Raw genomic sequence first — 13909 nt, 5'->3', positions numbered from 1 at the left:
CCATCCGTTTTCGTATTGCTGCCAGAAATTCATGGCTGCCATTCAGCCGCAGGAACAGACCACAGATTCACCTCGGGCCCCTGCGGCACCGCCAGCCGTGCCTCGCACGTACTGGCCAATTCGCCGCCTTCCAAATGTATTGCCAACTGCACATCCACCCACACCCAACGGCCGCAATGACTCGGCGTCACGGCGTCAACCTTGCCGCTAAACTGCATGGTCGCATCGGGAAAAATCGACGCTTTCATGGCGAAGCGCATCTTGCCCAAGCGCGCGGCGGGCCCGGCCCAATCGAACAGATACCGCTCGAACCAACCGGCCTGGGTAGGGGTGTTTAAGAAGATGTCCTTTACGCCGTTGCGATTGACCGCAAAGTCGCGATCGTGATGCATCGGCCGCCAGTCGCGGCTCGCCATGGCACCGAGAACCACGGTGGTCGCCGTAACCGTTTGCGTAAATGGCGGAAGTGACAAGCCCGGCGCAATGGCAGCGGGAAAAAGATTCTTATGAGAGCTCATTGTGCCGGCCTCCGATAGCCGAAGGCGGTGTAACTGTCGCTGCCGATAAATTCGCCGTCGGCATTTTCCACGACCACATCAACCACCCAGAAGCGACCGTGGCCAAGCTTTGTTGTCTTGGGTTCACTGATCGAACGGATACACTGATAGGACTGTAAGCGCTCACCCACCTTCGCCGGCTGACCAAAGCTAAGCTCATTGCTGGCAATTACCGCCTCAGGGAGCGCCAATAGCTCTTTGAGGTCGAAGTGTGCTTGCAAGGCATGCTGCTCGCCGTCTGCGCCAGGCTTCCAAATATGCGGACGGAACCACGCCGACAGCATTGACGCTGGCGCCGTGCGACCGCCGGCAAATTCCTGCGCGTAGCCCTCGTCCCAGTACAGGGGGTTGCCATTTTCCACAGCGGCGCAGAAATTCTCGATGGCGCCCTGCTCTACCAAGACATCACTAACTTCGCGATACAGCGGTTTTCCGATCAATGACTGCACCGCACTTGGCAATGCTACCGACTCATCTATGTTGCGCGTCATTCCGCCACCCCCTGCTCCACCAATGCAGAAACATGGCTTTGTTCTATGCCGACTTCGCGAAGAACATCATCGGTATGAAGGCGCCCGGGCGTGGCATGAACGGCGCGCCCTCTAGCACTGCCAGCCATCACTGGCGCCAACTGACTGAAGGGTTCTGCATCATCACATGTCACTGGCTGGAAATTGCCTCGCTCGATGAAATGCGGCTCACCCGTTGCCTCTGCTACGGTGAGCACTGGTGCGACGCAGGTATCCTCGGCTGCCAGCCTACGTACCCAATTATCGCGGGTGTCGGTCAGTAGCACGCTCTGCAACGCGTCTCGCAATTCCTCTTGCACAGCGTCGTCATATTGCTTGTCGCTGTAGCGATCCAGCTCCAGCAAACGGCAAAGGTTGCGATAGAACTTCGGCTCAATCGCACCAATACTTAAATAACGTTTATCGGCGGTTAAATAACAGCTGTACCAGGCATATCGCCCGGTGAGCAACTCACTACCCTCCGTCACGGCTTTACCGGTGGCGAGGTACTGGTCGATGTGTAAAGACATCATCGACAGTACGCCGTCCGTCACTGACACATCGAGGCACTCACCTTCCCCGTAGTCCCCCCTGCGCAGCAGTGCACTCTGGATGGCGATTACGGCTTGCATACCACCGCCAGCGCTGTCGGCCACGGTGGCGCCCGGCGTGGCCGGCACGCCTCTGCCATCCCTAGCCGAACAGTCGAGAAAGCCACTCATTGCAAGATAATTGATGTCGTGCCCGGCCCATTGGCTGCAGGGCCCTTGCTGGCCATAGCCGCTTACCGAGCAGTAGATCAATCGTGGGTTGAGGTGGCGTAGCGATGCGTAGTCGATCCCGAGCTTTTTAACGACCCCGGGGCGAAAACTCTCTATCACTACATCGGAAGCGGCGATCAATTTTTTAAACGCCGCCAGCCCCGAAGCGCTTTTTAGATCCAGACGAATCTTGCGTACACCCCGACCGGCGCCGTAGGCATAAGGTGCGGGTTCGATCTGCACGCTACCCGACCGACTCACCGCACCGACCTGGATTACATCTGCACCCAGGTCGGCTAATAGCTGGGCCGCCCGCGCCCCAGGGCCAACACTTGCGAGATTGATGACTTTGTATGCGTCCATGGCTGACCTCAGAAGTTTTTCGGCAAGCCAAGTTTGCGGCGGGCAATAATGTTCTTCTGAACTTCGGATGAGCCGCCACCGATGGTATCGATCACCGTATAGGTGTAGGTGCTCTCTGCCCGGCCTCGCAAGGGTGCAGTGTTATTGCCGAGACACAATTGACTGCCGGGACCGGCCAAATCCATGGTGGTATCGGCTATGCGCTGCGACAGTTCGGTCGCATAGAGTTTGTAGCAGGACGCCTCACTGGTAGGGGGCTTGCCACCGGCAATCGCAGCGGAAACGAAATTGAGACCCAATAGACGCGCCACTTCGCCCTCAACCGCCGTATTGGCAATACGCTGACGAATAATCGGGTCGTCTTTCAGGCACTTGCCATTACGGGTTGCCGTTTTGACATATTCGATCAGCAGTTGCAGACGATTCTTAATGGGGCTGAAGGTAAACATTGTGAAGCGCTCTAAATCCAACGCCTCAGAGATGTATTGAAAGCCTTTATTCAGTTCACCCACACGATAATCATCGGAAACACGCACATTGTCGAAAAAGACCATATTGGTGCGTTCTTTACCCATTGTCGGCATGGGGTGAATGGTTAACCCAGGGTCATCCATGCGAATAAGGAAAAGCGTTATGCCATTGTGTTTCGGCGCATCAGGTGAGGTGCGTGCACCAACCCAGTACCAGTCAGCAAAGTGAGCAGAGGTGGTAAACATTTTCTGCCCATTTAGCACCCAGCCATCACCATCGCGCTCGGCCTTAAGGCGCATGGCCGCTGCATCGGATCCCGCATTGGGCTCGGAATAGCCAACGGCAAACTCGATGTCTGCATTAATTATTTGCGGCAAAAACTCGCGCTTAAGTTTCTCTGAGCCATGACGCATCAGCGTCTTGCCGATAATACCCACACCTTTGCCGATCTGAGGGGCACCTACCGACGACAGTAATTCATTCAGGAGATACTCATACACACCATCGGCATTGGCACCGCCGTATTCCTCAGGCCATGTCAGCCCGAGCCACCCCTTGGCGGCGAGTTTTTTCATAAATGCCCGACGCGCTGGCGTGTCGCAAATCTGAGCCATATTCTCTCGAGTGACATCCATCACTTCCGGTGAATAGTTATCGTCGAGAAATTGCTGCACCTCTTTAACGAAGGCGATCTCCTCGGCTGAAAACGCAAAGTCCATCGCTAACTCCTACATAATTAATGTTGGAATCATGCTAGCACTCGAGCGATCGCCGCAAAGGCCGCGCTAGCAGCCTTTCACGACAAGAAAGTGTCAGTATTCGACACGGTGATAAAAGCAAAATAACCACCTGCAATGGCGATGCCTTTCTGTCGGCAATTGATACTAATGCATCACCAGATTTTTAACGGGGACCCTATTATTAAAGGAAATAATGTCGCGAAGCAGGTGCTTTACAATGATCAAAGATCGCAGTGCGATTGTCGGCATCGGGCAATCGGATTTCGCCAAATCATTACCGCAATCAGAAACTGAGTTGGCCTGTCAGGTGGTCACCGAGGCTCTCGATGATGCAGGTATTTCACCTAAGGAAGTGGATGGTCTTGCGTCATACACAATGGAGTCAACCGCCGATTTTGAACTTGCCAAAAATTTGGGGTTTGGCGATCTAAATTTCTTTGCCCAATCTCCCCATGGTGGTGGCGGCAGCACCGCAACCATCGGCTTGCTGGCGATGGCCATTGCCACAGGCCAATGTGAGGTGGGCGTTGCCTGGCGATCGCGCAAACGCGGCAGCCCCGCTTCGCGGGTGTGGGCCAGCCAGGCCGCTTCTGCCATGCTCACTACCGCCAATAACTGGTCGCGCCCTTTCGGCGTGGTTCGCCCGGTGGACGAGATCGGCTTACTCACCCAGCGCTATATGCATGAGACCGGGGCAACACGACAGCACCTGGCAGAAGTGGCGCTGAGCGCACGGTCGATGGCCAACAATAACCCAAACGCGATTATGTTTGATCGGGAAATGACACGCGACGACTACTTCAACGCGCGCTGGATATCTCGCCCTTTGTGTCTGTTCGACAATTGCCTTGAGTCCGACGGTGCGGTGGCCGTTGTCATGATGTCTGCAGAACGCGCAAAAGATTGCGCGCAAAAACCGGTGTATGTTCACGCATTCGGTCAGGGTTGCGCGCAGCAATCGCACAGCATGGTGGATTTTTACTCTGAGGACCCAACGAAAAACAGCTCCCACGCCTGCGCGCGCAGCCTGTACAAACACTCAGACATCCGCGCCGCCGATATCGACACCGCTCAAATCTACGATGCTTTCACACCGCTTGTACTGTTTTCGTTAGAGGCATACGGCTTTTGCGGCCTCGGCGAAGCGCCCGGTTATATTGATGATCACGGTCTGGGTATGAATAGCCCACTACCGATTAACACCGCGGGTGGCGGCCTCTCCGAAGCTTACATACATGGCTTTAACCTGATCAGCGAAGGGGTTCGTCAAATGCGTGGTAATGCCACCAACCAAGTCAGCAACGCCTCCAGTTGCCTGGTCACCGGTGGCGGTTGCTCTCCCACCAGCGCGATTATCCTGAGGAATTAACCATGAGCAGTGATAGCTTGTTACCGACTCTCGACGACACGACCACGCCCTTCTGGGAAGGCTGCAAACAGCACAAACTACTGATACAACGCTGTGTTAACAGCGGCCGCCTCATCCATCCACCACGTTATAACAGCCCCTGGCATACCACCGGAGAGCTAGACTGGGTGGAAGTGTCCGGACGGGGGAAAGTCTGGTCAATCATCGAACCCCACCCACCACTAACCGCGCAGTTTGCCGCACTAGCGCCCTATAATTGTGTGATCGTTGAGCTGGACGAAGATCCGACAGTTCGGCTGGTGGGAAACCTGATTGCCTCAGCTAACAGCGCCATCAATTCTATATCCTTCGACGAGATTTCAATTGGCGACGCTGTCCGCGTGGTTTTTCAGAAGGAGGAGGACGGCCTGGTAATGCCTCGCTGGGTAAAAAGCGAAACCTAGCTGGCTAACGGCAAAATAACGTTAGTAAGAAAAAAGATCGGCTTGAATCCTTCAAGCCGTCAACAACGAAAGTAAGCGCGGCTTCACCACCTTGCCGCTGGCATTGCGGGGAATTTCGTCAACAAACTCTATGCGTTCGGGACATTCCTGCTTGAGCAACCCCTGCTGCAGGCAGTGATTCGCCAGTTCACCGAGGTCGAAGCCCTCGCACCCTGCCCGCAACACAATAACGGCGCAGGCGAGCTCGCCTCGCTCGTCATCGGGCACGCCCACCACGGTGACTTCAGCCACGACAGGATGAGAGGCGATAGCATCTTCCACTTTTTTCGCTGAAATATTCTCACCCTTGCGAATAATAACGTCCTTCAGACGTCCCGTTACGGTAAGCCAGCCATCGCTGTCGAGAACACCGAGATCGCCGCTGCGCAAATAGCCTTCACTATCAAACGCAGTTTTATCCAATTCGCTATCGATATAACCCAGGCACAGGTGGGGGCCCTTAAGGCATATTTCGCCCTGCTCACCAGCATTGAGCCGCTCGCCATCGGCATTAACGATCTTGACCAGCATACCCGGCATTGCCCGCCCCTCTGTCGCCGCCAGCCGACCGTCAGGATCGCGCACCGTGCCCATGGTCGCGATGGGGCACTCTGTCATACCGTATCCCGACACCATACCCACGCCGCCCAATTCCGCCTTTACCTGGGCATGCAGTTGTGGCGGCTTCGTCGAGCCACCTCCCGTGGCACAGCGTAAGCGGGGGAATAATGGCTGTTCTGGCTGCTGCCGCTGTACTTTTAGATAGGCCTGAATAAAGGTCGTCCCCGCGCCGGCAACACTGATACCAGCAGCCGCCATGGAGGCAAATTTATCTTCAGAGAAGCGCTCAAGCAGCAGCGCTTCGCCGCCACAAAGAACCAGGCTGGCTAACCACACCCCCCCGCCAATATGAGTGAAGGGAAATACCATGGGTACGACATCCTCGCCGCACAGCTCCAGAGCCGCGACCATACCAAATGCCGTGGACAGGATCGCATCATCGCAATGGCGCGCGCCCTTTGGATCAGAGGTTGTGCCTGAGGTATAAAAAATCCAGCTAACATGCTCAGGCGCAGCAGGTGCGATATACTCGGCCAGCGCGTCAACGCCATCTATCGCCGAGTCCGCCGGCATGACTTGTAAGCGCAAATTGGCATTGTGCTGAAGCAGGACTTCACCCATCTCTGCATAATCAAAGCCTCCCCACACACCGGGCAGCAACAGCAAATCAACCCGAGATTGCTGACAAATAAAGCCCACTTCCCGCTCTCGCAAAAACGGCAGTATGGGTACCTGTACTGCCCCCAAGCGACAGAGGGCAGCCGCCACAATCACCGATTGCAGGTTCGTGGGTAGTTGCCAGGCCACGCGGCTGTTACAACCAATCCCCAGTGACTGTAACCAGCTGGCGTAACGCTCGGTCGCTGAGTGGTAGTTGGCAAAAGTGAGGCACTTGCCGTGTTCATCGCGGAGAAAAATTTTATCGGGGGTTTGCTGGCAACGGGCGTCAATACGCTGCCATAACGTCGGCTGTCTGTTCGCACTCAACATATTCACACCCGACTTCACAGATAAAGTAGCGACATATTGTAGACCAGCGAGGGCTTGTCATTACCGACCGCATGAATGGCCATTTCGCTTGTCAGTAACGTGCCCTTTGGATGCTCCTCGACGGCGATCAGTTTTTGACGGGAGTGGATGCTTGAACCGGCCAGCACCGGCGCCAAAAATCGCAGCCCCTTGGAGCCGTAATTGGCCACACTCCTGTGATTGACCACTTCAAATGCCTGTGGCGGCCTCACCTGCGGCATTACCGCTAATAACAAGAAGCCGTGGGCGATAGTTGAGCCATAGGGGCCCGACTTGGCACGCTCAATATCGGTATGAATCCACTGCCTGTCGCCCGACAGATCCGCGAACTGGTCAATCACCTCTTGCGATACGACAAACGGTGATGACCACTCCCCGTATTCGTCGCCGATTTGGGCACGCAGTGCGGTTAAATCCTTGTAATCAATCTTGTTCATAAATGCTGTTCCGGTCGGTCTCTTCATGTGATGAGGCCAGTATCGCTGTTCCCGCACACCAGTAAATGGCTATATCAACCAAACGCGCTTGACGGATACTTCTTTGTCCAACTATGACGCTGCACTTGGATATACCCCTCCGAAAGATTCGCCAACACTGTAGAAAATAATGAACGTTGCGAGACCTACTCATGGATTACAAAGACATTCAGATCAGCCGGCAAAATACCACGACGGTGATCACACTGAACCGACCAAAAAAGCTCAATGCGTATACAGTGAGAATGGGCGAGGAAATTGTCGATGCTTTCGAGAAGCTGCGAGGGGATGACGATTGCCGGGTCATTATTATTACCGGCGCCGGCAGAGGGTTTTGCGCAGGGGTTGATTTAGAAAAATTGAAAAGCGGCCCCACAGAAGAAGACCGCGACTTACCGCCATTAGGTAAAGAACGACTGGTTCAGGACTTTGCCGACACGTTGCTCAACTATCCAAAACCTGTGATCGCAGCCATCAACGGCGCCGCTATTGGTGTGGGTGTCACGCTGAGTTTGCCCTGCGACATCCGCATTGCCTCCGAGACCGCAAAGCTGGGTATCCCCTTCGCTAAACTCGGCATCGTGCCGGGGCTTGGCAGCACCTGGTTGCTTCCGCGCCTGATGGGGCCAGGTAGAGCAAAATTACTGGCGTTAACTGGCCGCACATTAACCGCCCCCGAAGCAGAGCAATACGGTCTGGTGGACGGTGTGGTAGCCGCCGAATCACTGCTGCCGAGCGCATTGGCTATTGCGGAAGAGATGGCGCAAAGCAAGCCCGCGATTCTCAGCCTGATTAAGGAAGCTCTCAATTTCGGACTGGGCGCCACAGCAATACGTGAGTCCATGACCTTCGAGCACGAACAAAACGCGCGGCGCTAGCGCTGCCCTGTGTCAAAAATAGTCTTTCCAGGTGGGCGTGACGCGCCTTCTGTGTATGAGTGATATCAACGTTGTGAGCGCTTTAAAATGAATAAAAATTTTTCGCACGGCTGGGCTCAGGTGTTTGTCGCCCTGCTTGTTCAGGGTGTCAGTATCGGTGCCGTTTACTTCACTTACGGATTGGTGGCCGTCTCTTTCGGCGAAACCTTCCAGGCCGACCGCATGGTGCTGATGCTGGGTGTTACCTGCATTATGATTACCTCGGGCATCATTTCACCCTGGGCTGGCGTTTGGCTGGACCGCTATCCGATCAAACGGCTGATGCTTATTGGCGTGCTGTGTCTTTCCGGTGGATATCTGGCGTTATCTTTCGTTACCGCCATGTGGCAAGTCCTTATTATTTACGGAAGCCTGATTGCGGTGGCGACCACGTTGGCGGGCCCGCTAGCCGCCAATACATTGCTGGTGCGCTGGTTCCACCAACGCCGCACCCTGGCACTGGGCATAGCCGCTGCGGGCACCTCTTTGGGAGGCCTCGCCTTCCCGCTTCTGTTGCAATGGTTAATTGATAGTTTCGAATGGCGGGCGGCTTTCCAGATCCTGAGCGCGATTATCCTCGTTTGCAGCGCACCGTGGATCATCCTGCTGATTGTTAACCACCCCGCCGACCGCGACCTGCATCCCGATGGCGCGGCTGCCCCGGTTAGCCAGGACTCGCTGCAACAGCACCAGGCATTACACTTCTCAAATACCAAGGCATTTATGAGAAGCAAGAGCTTTTGGGCAATCGCGTTTGTCGCCGGGGCCTTAACCGCAGTACAAACCGCCATGCTGGCCAACCTGGTGCCCTTCGTTACAGACAGCGGCGCCACGGCCAGCAGTGCCGCACTGCTGCTGTCACTGCTGGCCGCAACCAGTGTGCTGGGTAAACTGCTGTTTGGTATTGTCGGTGACCGTATCGATCTACGAGTGGCTTTCGCCGGAACACTGATTGTTCAATGCATTGCGCTAGGTTGTTTTCTCAGCAATCAGCAATTTGCCGTTCTCGCGCTGGGCACGGTGCTTCTCGGGCTCGCGTCAGGCGGTATGCTGCCTATCTGGGGCGGTATCGTAGGGCAGGTGTTCGGAGCCGATAACTATGGCCGGGCAATGGGCCTGATGACCCCGATCATCACCCTTCTGGCGCTTACCGCGCCGCCGCTTGCTGGCTACGCGTACGACGTAAGCGGGAACTACTCACTCGCGTTTTCGGGTTTCATCGTCGTATTGGCGCTGGCCACACTAACACTGCCACTGATTCGCATTAAACACCGCGAGCCGGAAGGCACTGAGCTAAGTGAGGCAACCACAGCCTGAAGCGCAGTATGGCTGAAATAAAACCACAGATACGAAAAACCCCAGGCAATAACCACCTGGGGTTTTTTGTGCAGACTAAAAAGGCCTGCAACGTTTAGCTGGATGACTAGGCGGTTTCCGCGGCGACTTTTTCCTGCACAAAAAAGTAGTCTTCGCTATTGCCGATAGCGGGCAGGTAATCCCAAGCCACTTTCTGCTGGTAAAGCGCTTCGACCTCCGCGTCGGAATAGCCTAACTCCTGCAAGATTACACGAGTATGCTGGCCGACTTTCGGCGCCGGTTGTAGTTTTCGGTAGTGCCGATTATCACCGCAGCGCACCCACGATGGCAGCGGTAATACCAGCGGCTGGCCACAGGGGTGATAGCGGTGGCACACAACATCGAAGGTGGCTTCCCTGGAGATGGTCGCGGCGTGATTGTTAAGTTCTGCGAGAGGCTCGGCATGACAGATCTCATCGATATCCACCACGATGTGGCAACCGATATCAGCACGCTGAAGCAGGCGGCACCAGTGCTGCGCCTCCTTACTCGCAAACGCGTGCGCCAGATCCGCTTCACTCGCTGTGGAGCCTCCGGCCACCAATTCACAGAGATGCGACTCGTCACCGGGGCGCACACCAACGAATATCCACCGTTGATCGGCGCAGGCATACATGCGCTGCCCCAGGGATTCGCCCACCGCAAACCAACCCGAGTGCCTTGTGCTCTGTTCATCACGACCGAGAATCATCTGCGGCATCTGGTAGTAATTACAGCCGCGCGCCAGCGAGCCCGTGGCAAAACCGGAGAAGCCAGTCTCATCGCGCTGACGCAATGCCACCAGTGCGCCAAAAGCCAGGCTTAATCCCCCCATCAAATCGGTAAGGACCTCCATCATCTGGCTGGGTGATTCCACACTGCCACGCGAGGCCTCCAGCCCACTGGTCATATTCGGGTTGGGGTCATATCCCGGCTGCTGTTCCCAGGCATTGTTCAGGCTTGCGCCAAACGCACTGACCTGGCAGACAATAACTGCAGGGTTAATGCGTTTAAGCTGCGTCTCTGATAACCCCAACTGTGCGGCGACGTCGTCCAAACGGTTATGAAGCACAATATCGGCATCTCGAACCAAGCGGTCAAAGACGGCTTTACCCGCTTGGCTTTCAATATCCAAAACCATACTGCGCTTGCCCTGGTTCACCTCGAGCGTCCAGCTAAGGTGCATGGGTAAATTAAAGCTCTTAGGGGGTTCGACACGAATGACCTCGGCACCGTATTGCGCAAGCGTGTATGCCGCATTTGGCCCCGCCACGACATTGCACAGGTCCAGAACTTTTACCCCTGCAAGCAGCTGATGTTTTTCCCGCGCAGTGGCCGCCGATAGCCGGCTCGCCGGCGCGAGATCCGTCTCTGCGGTCAGTTGCTCCCAGGTCAGTGATCTCGCTTCGCGAAATGCGGAATCATCCAGCGCCATCTGGCCGTCCGGCCCGGTCACATCGACTACCCGCCCCGGCGCACGCAGAACTCTGTCATCGCTGCCCATGTCGACAAACATACCCGCTCGCACAAGCGCTGCGATATTCATCCATTCATCGCGGGTACGCACGTACGAGAAGGGAATGCGGGCCTCAAGCATCGCCTTTTGGCATTCCTCTGCGGTCATCTCACCAACTAATGCCTGAATATGATCTATTACCGACTTATTGTGTTCACCCAGCTCCCACGCATTGGCGAGATTCTTAACATTCGCTGGCACCGGGGATTGCCACGGCGAAAGAATTTCATAACCCTCTGAAACCAGGGTTTGAGTTAAGCCGAGGTAATCAAAAAAGCGCTGCGCCATTTCGGGCTTAATGGGCATAAACATCATTAGCCGCTGATCTTTCGACCGGTAGGCATGTGTCACGAAATTGTTTGGCAAGAACTGATACAAGCCCGCCAATTTCTTTTCACTAATCTCCGCAGAATCAGACTCGTCAAAGGCCATTACTTTCATGGAATCCGGCAAGGGCTTATTGGACAGCACAACATCGCCAGTGCGAATTTTTTCACCGCGAAACACGAAACTGCGCGCACATGTAGACAGCCCCGCCGCCGCTAACGGCGCTTCGATAAGCTGGCCAGCCGCACCGCTCTGACGTGCATGCAATGCCGCTAATACCGCGACGGCACCATGCATGGCACCAAACGTGGAGCAGGGAGCCAAAGACATATAGTGCGGCGGGAAATTAAACTTATCCCGCAGCATATCCATCCGATACAAACTCGTTGCCGCACACAGCACGCCCTCCCAGGCTTGTATCTCGCGACGTGCGACGTCGGCTGCTGAAAACCCCGGCAAGGAAAGGTAGATCAAGGATGGATTGACCGCTTTTAACGATGCCCAACCCAGGCCCAGACGGTCCATCACCCCCGGCCGAAAATTCTCGATAACAACATCTGCCGCTGTTGCTAACTGCCGTGCTCGGGCTTTACCCTGCGCGCTTTTCAGGTCGAGCTCGATCAGCGTTTTATTGCGATTAACGACGCGATACTGCTCGTCCGGCAACTCTGGCGACCCCGGCTGGGTCACGCGAATTACCCGTGCTCCCTGGTCAGCTAACAGCATTGCCGCCAGCGGTCCCGCATAGTAATGCCCAAAGTCCACAACGGTCAGGCCGACCAAGGGGCCACTATTGGTGCTTGTACGATTCATCAGCTGTCCAAATAAGGTGTTTATCAGTAGGGAAAATAGCTGCGGGTTTCGAACTTCCAGGACTCGCCGTCATGCAGATAGCGGTCCTCGTAGTAACCGCCATTTTTACTGGACAGCGCGTCCGGCAAGCCACGAATCTCCACTGAGCAACGCCCGGTCGCTCTGTCGCCATCAATGTCGATCAGGTGGTTGTGGATGAATGGTTTGGGCGCCAGCGCGACCATATCCTTATAGAAGGCTCGCATGGCTTCCCTGCCTTCCACTTTGCCAAAACTGCCTTTGCCATCATCAACATTTACATTGATGTAGGCCTGTTCGGCAAACAACTGCATCAGGCTATCCAGATCGGCGGCTGCAATCGCATGGCAGTAGCTAGCCACCAGATCGCGAATTTCCTCTTTCGCCTGCAGCCGCGCCAATATCGCGTTATCACTCATACATACTCTCCCCTGTTATGCATCGAGCATAACAAGTTGGCCCTACCACGCTGTATGGGCTAAAACGTCGAGATTTCCTGTCATATGGAACCAGAGCCAGCCGAACGAAATACCTGACCAGTGCTAACCGTGCGTGATACCGGGCTCGCCGACTCAATTGGGTATACCCGGGCCGTCCGTTTACCTGCCGACACATACCGCGCCCGATACTCGCTTGGCGCTAACCCCGTCCAGCGCTTGAATGAACGTGTAAACGCACTCGGGTCATCAAAACCCATTAAAAAGGCGCTGGTGGTTACGCTTAGATCACTGCGTTTTAAATACGCCATTGCCGCTTCTCGGCGCGCATCGTCTTTAATTTTTTGGTAGGTGGTTCCTTCACGCTTTAACTTGCGGCGCAAGGTGGACGCGGACGTATGCAAGCGATCGATAATTTCATCGAAGCTTGGCATCGGACGGGTAAAGTCTGAACCGATTAGATAGCGAATCTTGGCAGTGATGCTGTCATCCTTATCCTGCGGAGCCAGTAACAGCTCGTAGGGGGCCGTTTCCACAAAATCCATCAAGGCTTGTTCGGAGTGCACCATTGGCGCATCGAGATAACTACTATCAAATACCAGGCTATTCTCCTGCTGATTAAACCGGATCTCGCAGTCAAATAGTTCACGGTAGGCATCCAGGCTATGGCAGGGATTCCTCACCAGGTTTACCTCGCGCAAATCCATGTACTGACCACTAAGCCATGCCCAGAACCGATGCAGAATGTACATGTAGTGGACGGTTTTAAATTGCGGAGCCGTCCCCATATCCTGGGTACATATACTCAGCGTTGCACGGTCGCCGTCGCGGCGAAGAGTAAAACCCCAGCCCGGCAAACCATACAGGCTGTAAAATTCTGTCGCACGCGCAATGGCTTGCTCCAGCGTTCGGCAGTGGGCGACTATCCGGCACAGCATACGGAACCCGCCGACGGGGTCGCGCTCAGTGCCCGGTAGCCCGAACCAATGTTTATGAGTGGCGTAGGCGACTTTTTGCAGCAGCTTACAGTAAAGGTCTGCGGGCACCGCCAAATCATGGGGGTGCAGCTCATCTTGCCTGGGCAATATAAGCCCCGTTGATTCCAGCAACTCATCAACATCGGCGCCATATTTGTGTGCAGATGCGAGCAATTTTTGCGCTTGCTCAGCAGGCATAGTTCTTATAGACATTATCTACCTCCCGACTTTTTTATTTTGTGCCGTCGTCC

The 13909-nt window shown here is 55.2% G+C and carries 13 protein-coding genes; 4 read left to right on the top strand and 9 right to left on the bottom strand.

Annotation, left to right across the window (positions count from 1 at the left end):
* Nucleotides 1–29: 29 nt before the first annotated feature.
* The 4 genes from B3K78_RS03545 to B3K78_RS03530 are packed head-to-tail and all read right to left on the bottom strand — an operon-like array spanning nt 30 to nt 3380.
* Nucleotides 30–518 (bottom strand): hotdog family protein, encoded by a 489-nt coding sequence (locus B3K78_RS03545; protein WP_286694316.1) that lies wholly within the window; start codon nt 516–518, stop codon nt 30–32.
* Nucleotides 515–1048, bottom strand: a complete 534-nt coding sequence (locus B3K78_RS03540) for an FAS1-like dehydratase domain-containing protein (protein WP_286694315.1) — start codon at nt 1046–1048, stop codon at nt 515–517. The genes B3K78_RS03545 and B3K78_RS03540 overlap by 4 nt, the downstream gene beginning before the upstream one ends.
* On the bottom strand, nt 1045–2190 hold the full coding sequence (locus tag B3K78_RS03535) for a CaiB/BaiF CoA transferase family protein (RefSeq protein WP_286694314.1): 1146 nt from the start codon (nt 2188–2190) through the stop codon (nt 1045–1047). Before B3K78_RS03535 ends, B3K78_RS03540 begins: the two co-directional genes overlap by 4 nt.
* 8 nt (nt 2191–2198) lie before the next feature.
* Nucleotides 2199–3380, bottom strand: coding sequence for an acyl-CoA dehydrogenase family protein (locus tag B3K78_RS03530; RefSeq protein ID WP_286694313.1), 1182 nt, complete (start codon nt 3378–3380; stop codon nt 2199–2201).
* Between the two features lie 238 nt (nt 3381–3618).
* Here B3K78_RS03530 and B3K78_RS03525 point away from each other — a divergent pair, with 238 nt between their 5' ends.
* Nucleotides 3619–4770 carry a thiolase C-terminal domain-containing protein gene (locus B3K78_RS03525; RefSeq protein WP_286694312.1) on the top strand — a complete coding sequence of 384 codons (1152 nt, stop codon included), beginning with the start codon at nt 3619–3621 and terminating at the stop codon, nt 4768–4770.
* A 2-nt stretch (nt 4771–4772) separates the two neighbouring features.
* Nucleotides 4773–5213, top strand: coding sequence for a Zn-ribbon domain-containing OB-fold protein (locus B3K78_RS03520; protein ID WP_286694311.1), 441 nt, complete (start codon nt 4773–4775; stop codon nt 5211–5213).
* 51 nt (nt 5214–5264) lie between these two features.
* On the opposite strand, the gene B3K78_RS03515 is transcribed toward B3K78_RS03520, so the two are convergent.
* Nucleotides 5265–6803, bottom strand: coding sequence for a class I adenylate-forming enzyme family protein (locus tag B3K78_RS03515; RefSeq protein WP_286694310.1), 1539 nt, complete (start codon nt 6801–6803; stop codon nt 5265–5267).
* A 14-nt stretch (nt 6804–6817) separates the two neighbouring features.
* Nucleotides 6818–7279, bottom strand: coding sequence for a MaoC/PaaZ C-terminal domain-containing protein (locus tag B3K78_RS03510; RefSeq protein ID WP_286694309.1), 462 nt, complete (start codon nt 7277–7279; stop codon nt 6818–6820).
* Nucleotides 7280–7470: 191 nt separating this feature from the next.
* On the opposite strand from B3K78_RS03510, the gene B3K78_RS03505 reads away from it, so the two are divergent.
* Together B3K78_RS03505 and B3K78_RS03500 are read left to right on the top strand one after the other, a co-directional pair.
* Nucleotides 7471–8196: an enoyl-CoA hydratase/isomerase family protein gene (locus tag B3K78_RS03505; protein ID WP_286694308.1), complete on the top strand. Its 726-nt coding sequence runs from the start codon at nt 7471–7473 to the stop codon at nt 8194–8196.
* An 87-nt stretch (nt 8197–8283) separates the two neighbouring features.
* Nucleotides 8284–9552 carry an MFS transporter gene (locus B3K78_RS03500; protein ID WP_286694307.1) on the top strand — a complete coding sequence of 423 codons (1269 nt, stop codon included), beginning with the start codon at nt 8284–8286 and terminating at the stop codon, nt 9550–9552.
* Between the two features lie 106 nt (nt 9553–9658).
* Here the strand turns inward: B3K78_RS03500 and B3K78_RS03495 are convergent, their stop codons facing one another.
* From B3K78_RS03495 to B3K78_RS03485, 3 genes are all read right to left on the bottom strand, one after another.
* Nucleotides 9659–12226, bottom strand: a complete 2568-nt coding sequence (locus B3K78_RS03495; RefSeq protein ID WP_286694306.1) for a CoA transferase — start codon at nt 12224–12226, stop codon at nt 9659–9661.
* A gap of 23 nt (nt 12227–12249) precedes the next feature.
* Nucleotides 12250–12663, bottom strand: coding sequence for a nuclear transport factor 2 family protein (locus tag B3K78_RS03490; protein ID WP_286694305.1), 414 nt, complete (start codon nt 12661–12663; stop codon nt 12250–12252).
* An 80-nt stretch (nt 12664–12743) separates the two neighbouring features.
* Complete coding sequence (locus tag B3K78_RS03485) at nt 12744–13871, bottom strand: AraC family transcriptional regulator (protein WP_286694304.1); 1128 nt, start codon at nt 13869–13871, stop codon at nt 12744–12746.
* Nucleotides 13872–13909: the final 38 nt, after the last annotated feature.

Origin of the sequence: Spongiibacter sp. UBA1325, from assembly GCF_002306875.1 — a bacterium.
In the GTDB taxonomy this organism is placed as follows: domain Bacteria; phylum Pseudomonadota; class Gammaproteobacteria; order Pseudomonadales; family Spongiibacteraceae; genus Spongiibacter; species Spongiibacter marinus.
The sequence above is the reverse complement of the archived record's forward strand: the minus strand, read 5'-3'. Positions and strand labels throughout refer to the sequence as shown.

Coding starts and splice junctions, on each gene's coding strand:
- B3K78_RS03545 (WP_286694316.1), bottom strand. CDS start 518: ATGAGCTCTCATAAGAATCTTTTTCCCGCTGCCATTGCGCCGGGCTTG.
- B3K78_RS03495 (WP_286694306.1), bottom strand. CDS start 12,226: ATGAATCGTACAAGCACCAATAGTGGCCCCTTGGTCGGCCTGACCGTT.
- B3K78_RS03505 (WP_286694308.1), top strand. CDS start 7,471: ATGGATTACAAAGACATTCAGATCAGCCGGCAAAATACCACGACGGTG.
- B3K78_RS03520 (WP_286694311.1), top strand. CDS start 4,773: ATGAGCAGTGATAGCTTGTTACCGACTCTCGACGACACGACCACGCCC.
- B3K78_RS03535 (WP_286694314.1), bottom strand. CDS start 2,190: ATGGACGCATACAAAGTCATCAATCTCGCAAGTGTTGGCCCTGGGGCG.
- B3K78_RS03540 (WP_286694315.1), bottom strand. CDS start 1,048: ATGACGCGCAACATAGATGAGTCGGTAGCATTGCCAAGTGCGGTGCAG.
- B3K78_RS03515 (WP_286694310.1), bottom strand. CDS start 6,803: ATGTTGAGTGCGAACAGACAGCCGACGTTATGGCAGCGTATTGACGCC.
- B3K78_RS03490 (WP_286694305.1), bottom strand. CDS start 12,663: ATGAGTGATAACGCGATATTGGCGCGGCTGCAGGCGAAAGAGGAAATT.
- B3K78_RS03485 (WP_286694304.1), bottom strand. CDS start 13,871: ATGTCTATAAGAACTATGCCTGCTGAGCAAGCGCAAAAATTGCTCGCA.
- B3K78_RS03525 (WP_286694312.1), top strand. CDS start 3,619: ATGATCAAAGATCGCAGTGCGATTGTCGGCATCGGGCAATCGGATTTC.
- B3K78_RS03510 (WP_286694309.1), bottom strand. CDS start 7,279: ATGAACAAGATTGATTACAAGGATTTAACCGCACTGCGTGCCCAAATC.
- B3K78_RS03530 (WP_286694313.1), bottom strand. CDS start 3,380: ATGGACTTTGCGTTTTCAGCCGAGGAGATCGCCTTCGTTAAAGAGGTG.
- B3K78_RS03500 (WP_286694307.1), top strand. CDS start 8,284: ATGAATAAAAATTTTTCGCACGGCTGGGCTCAGGTGTTTGTCGCCCTG.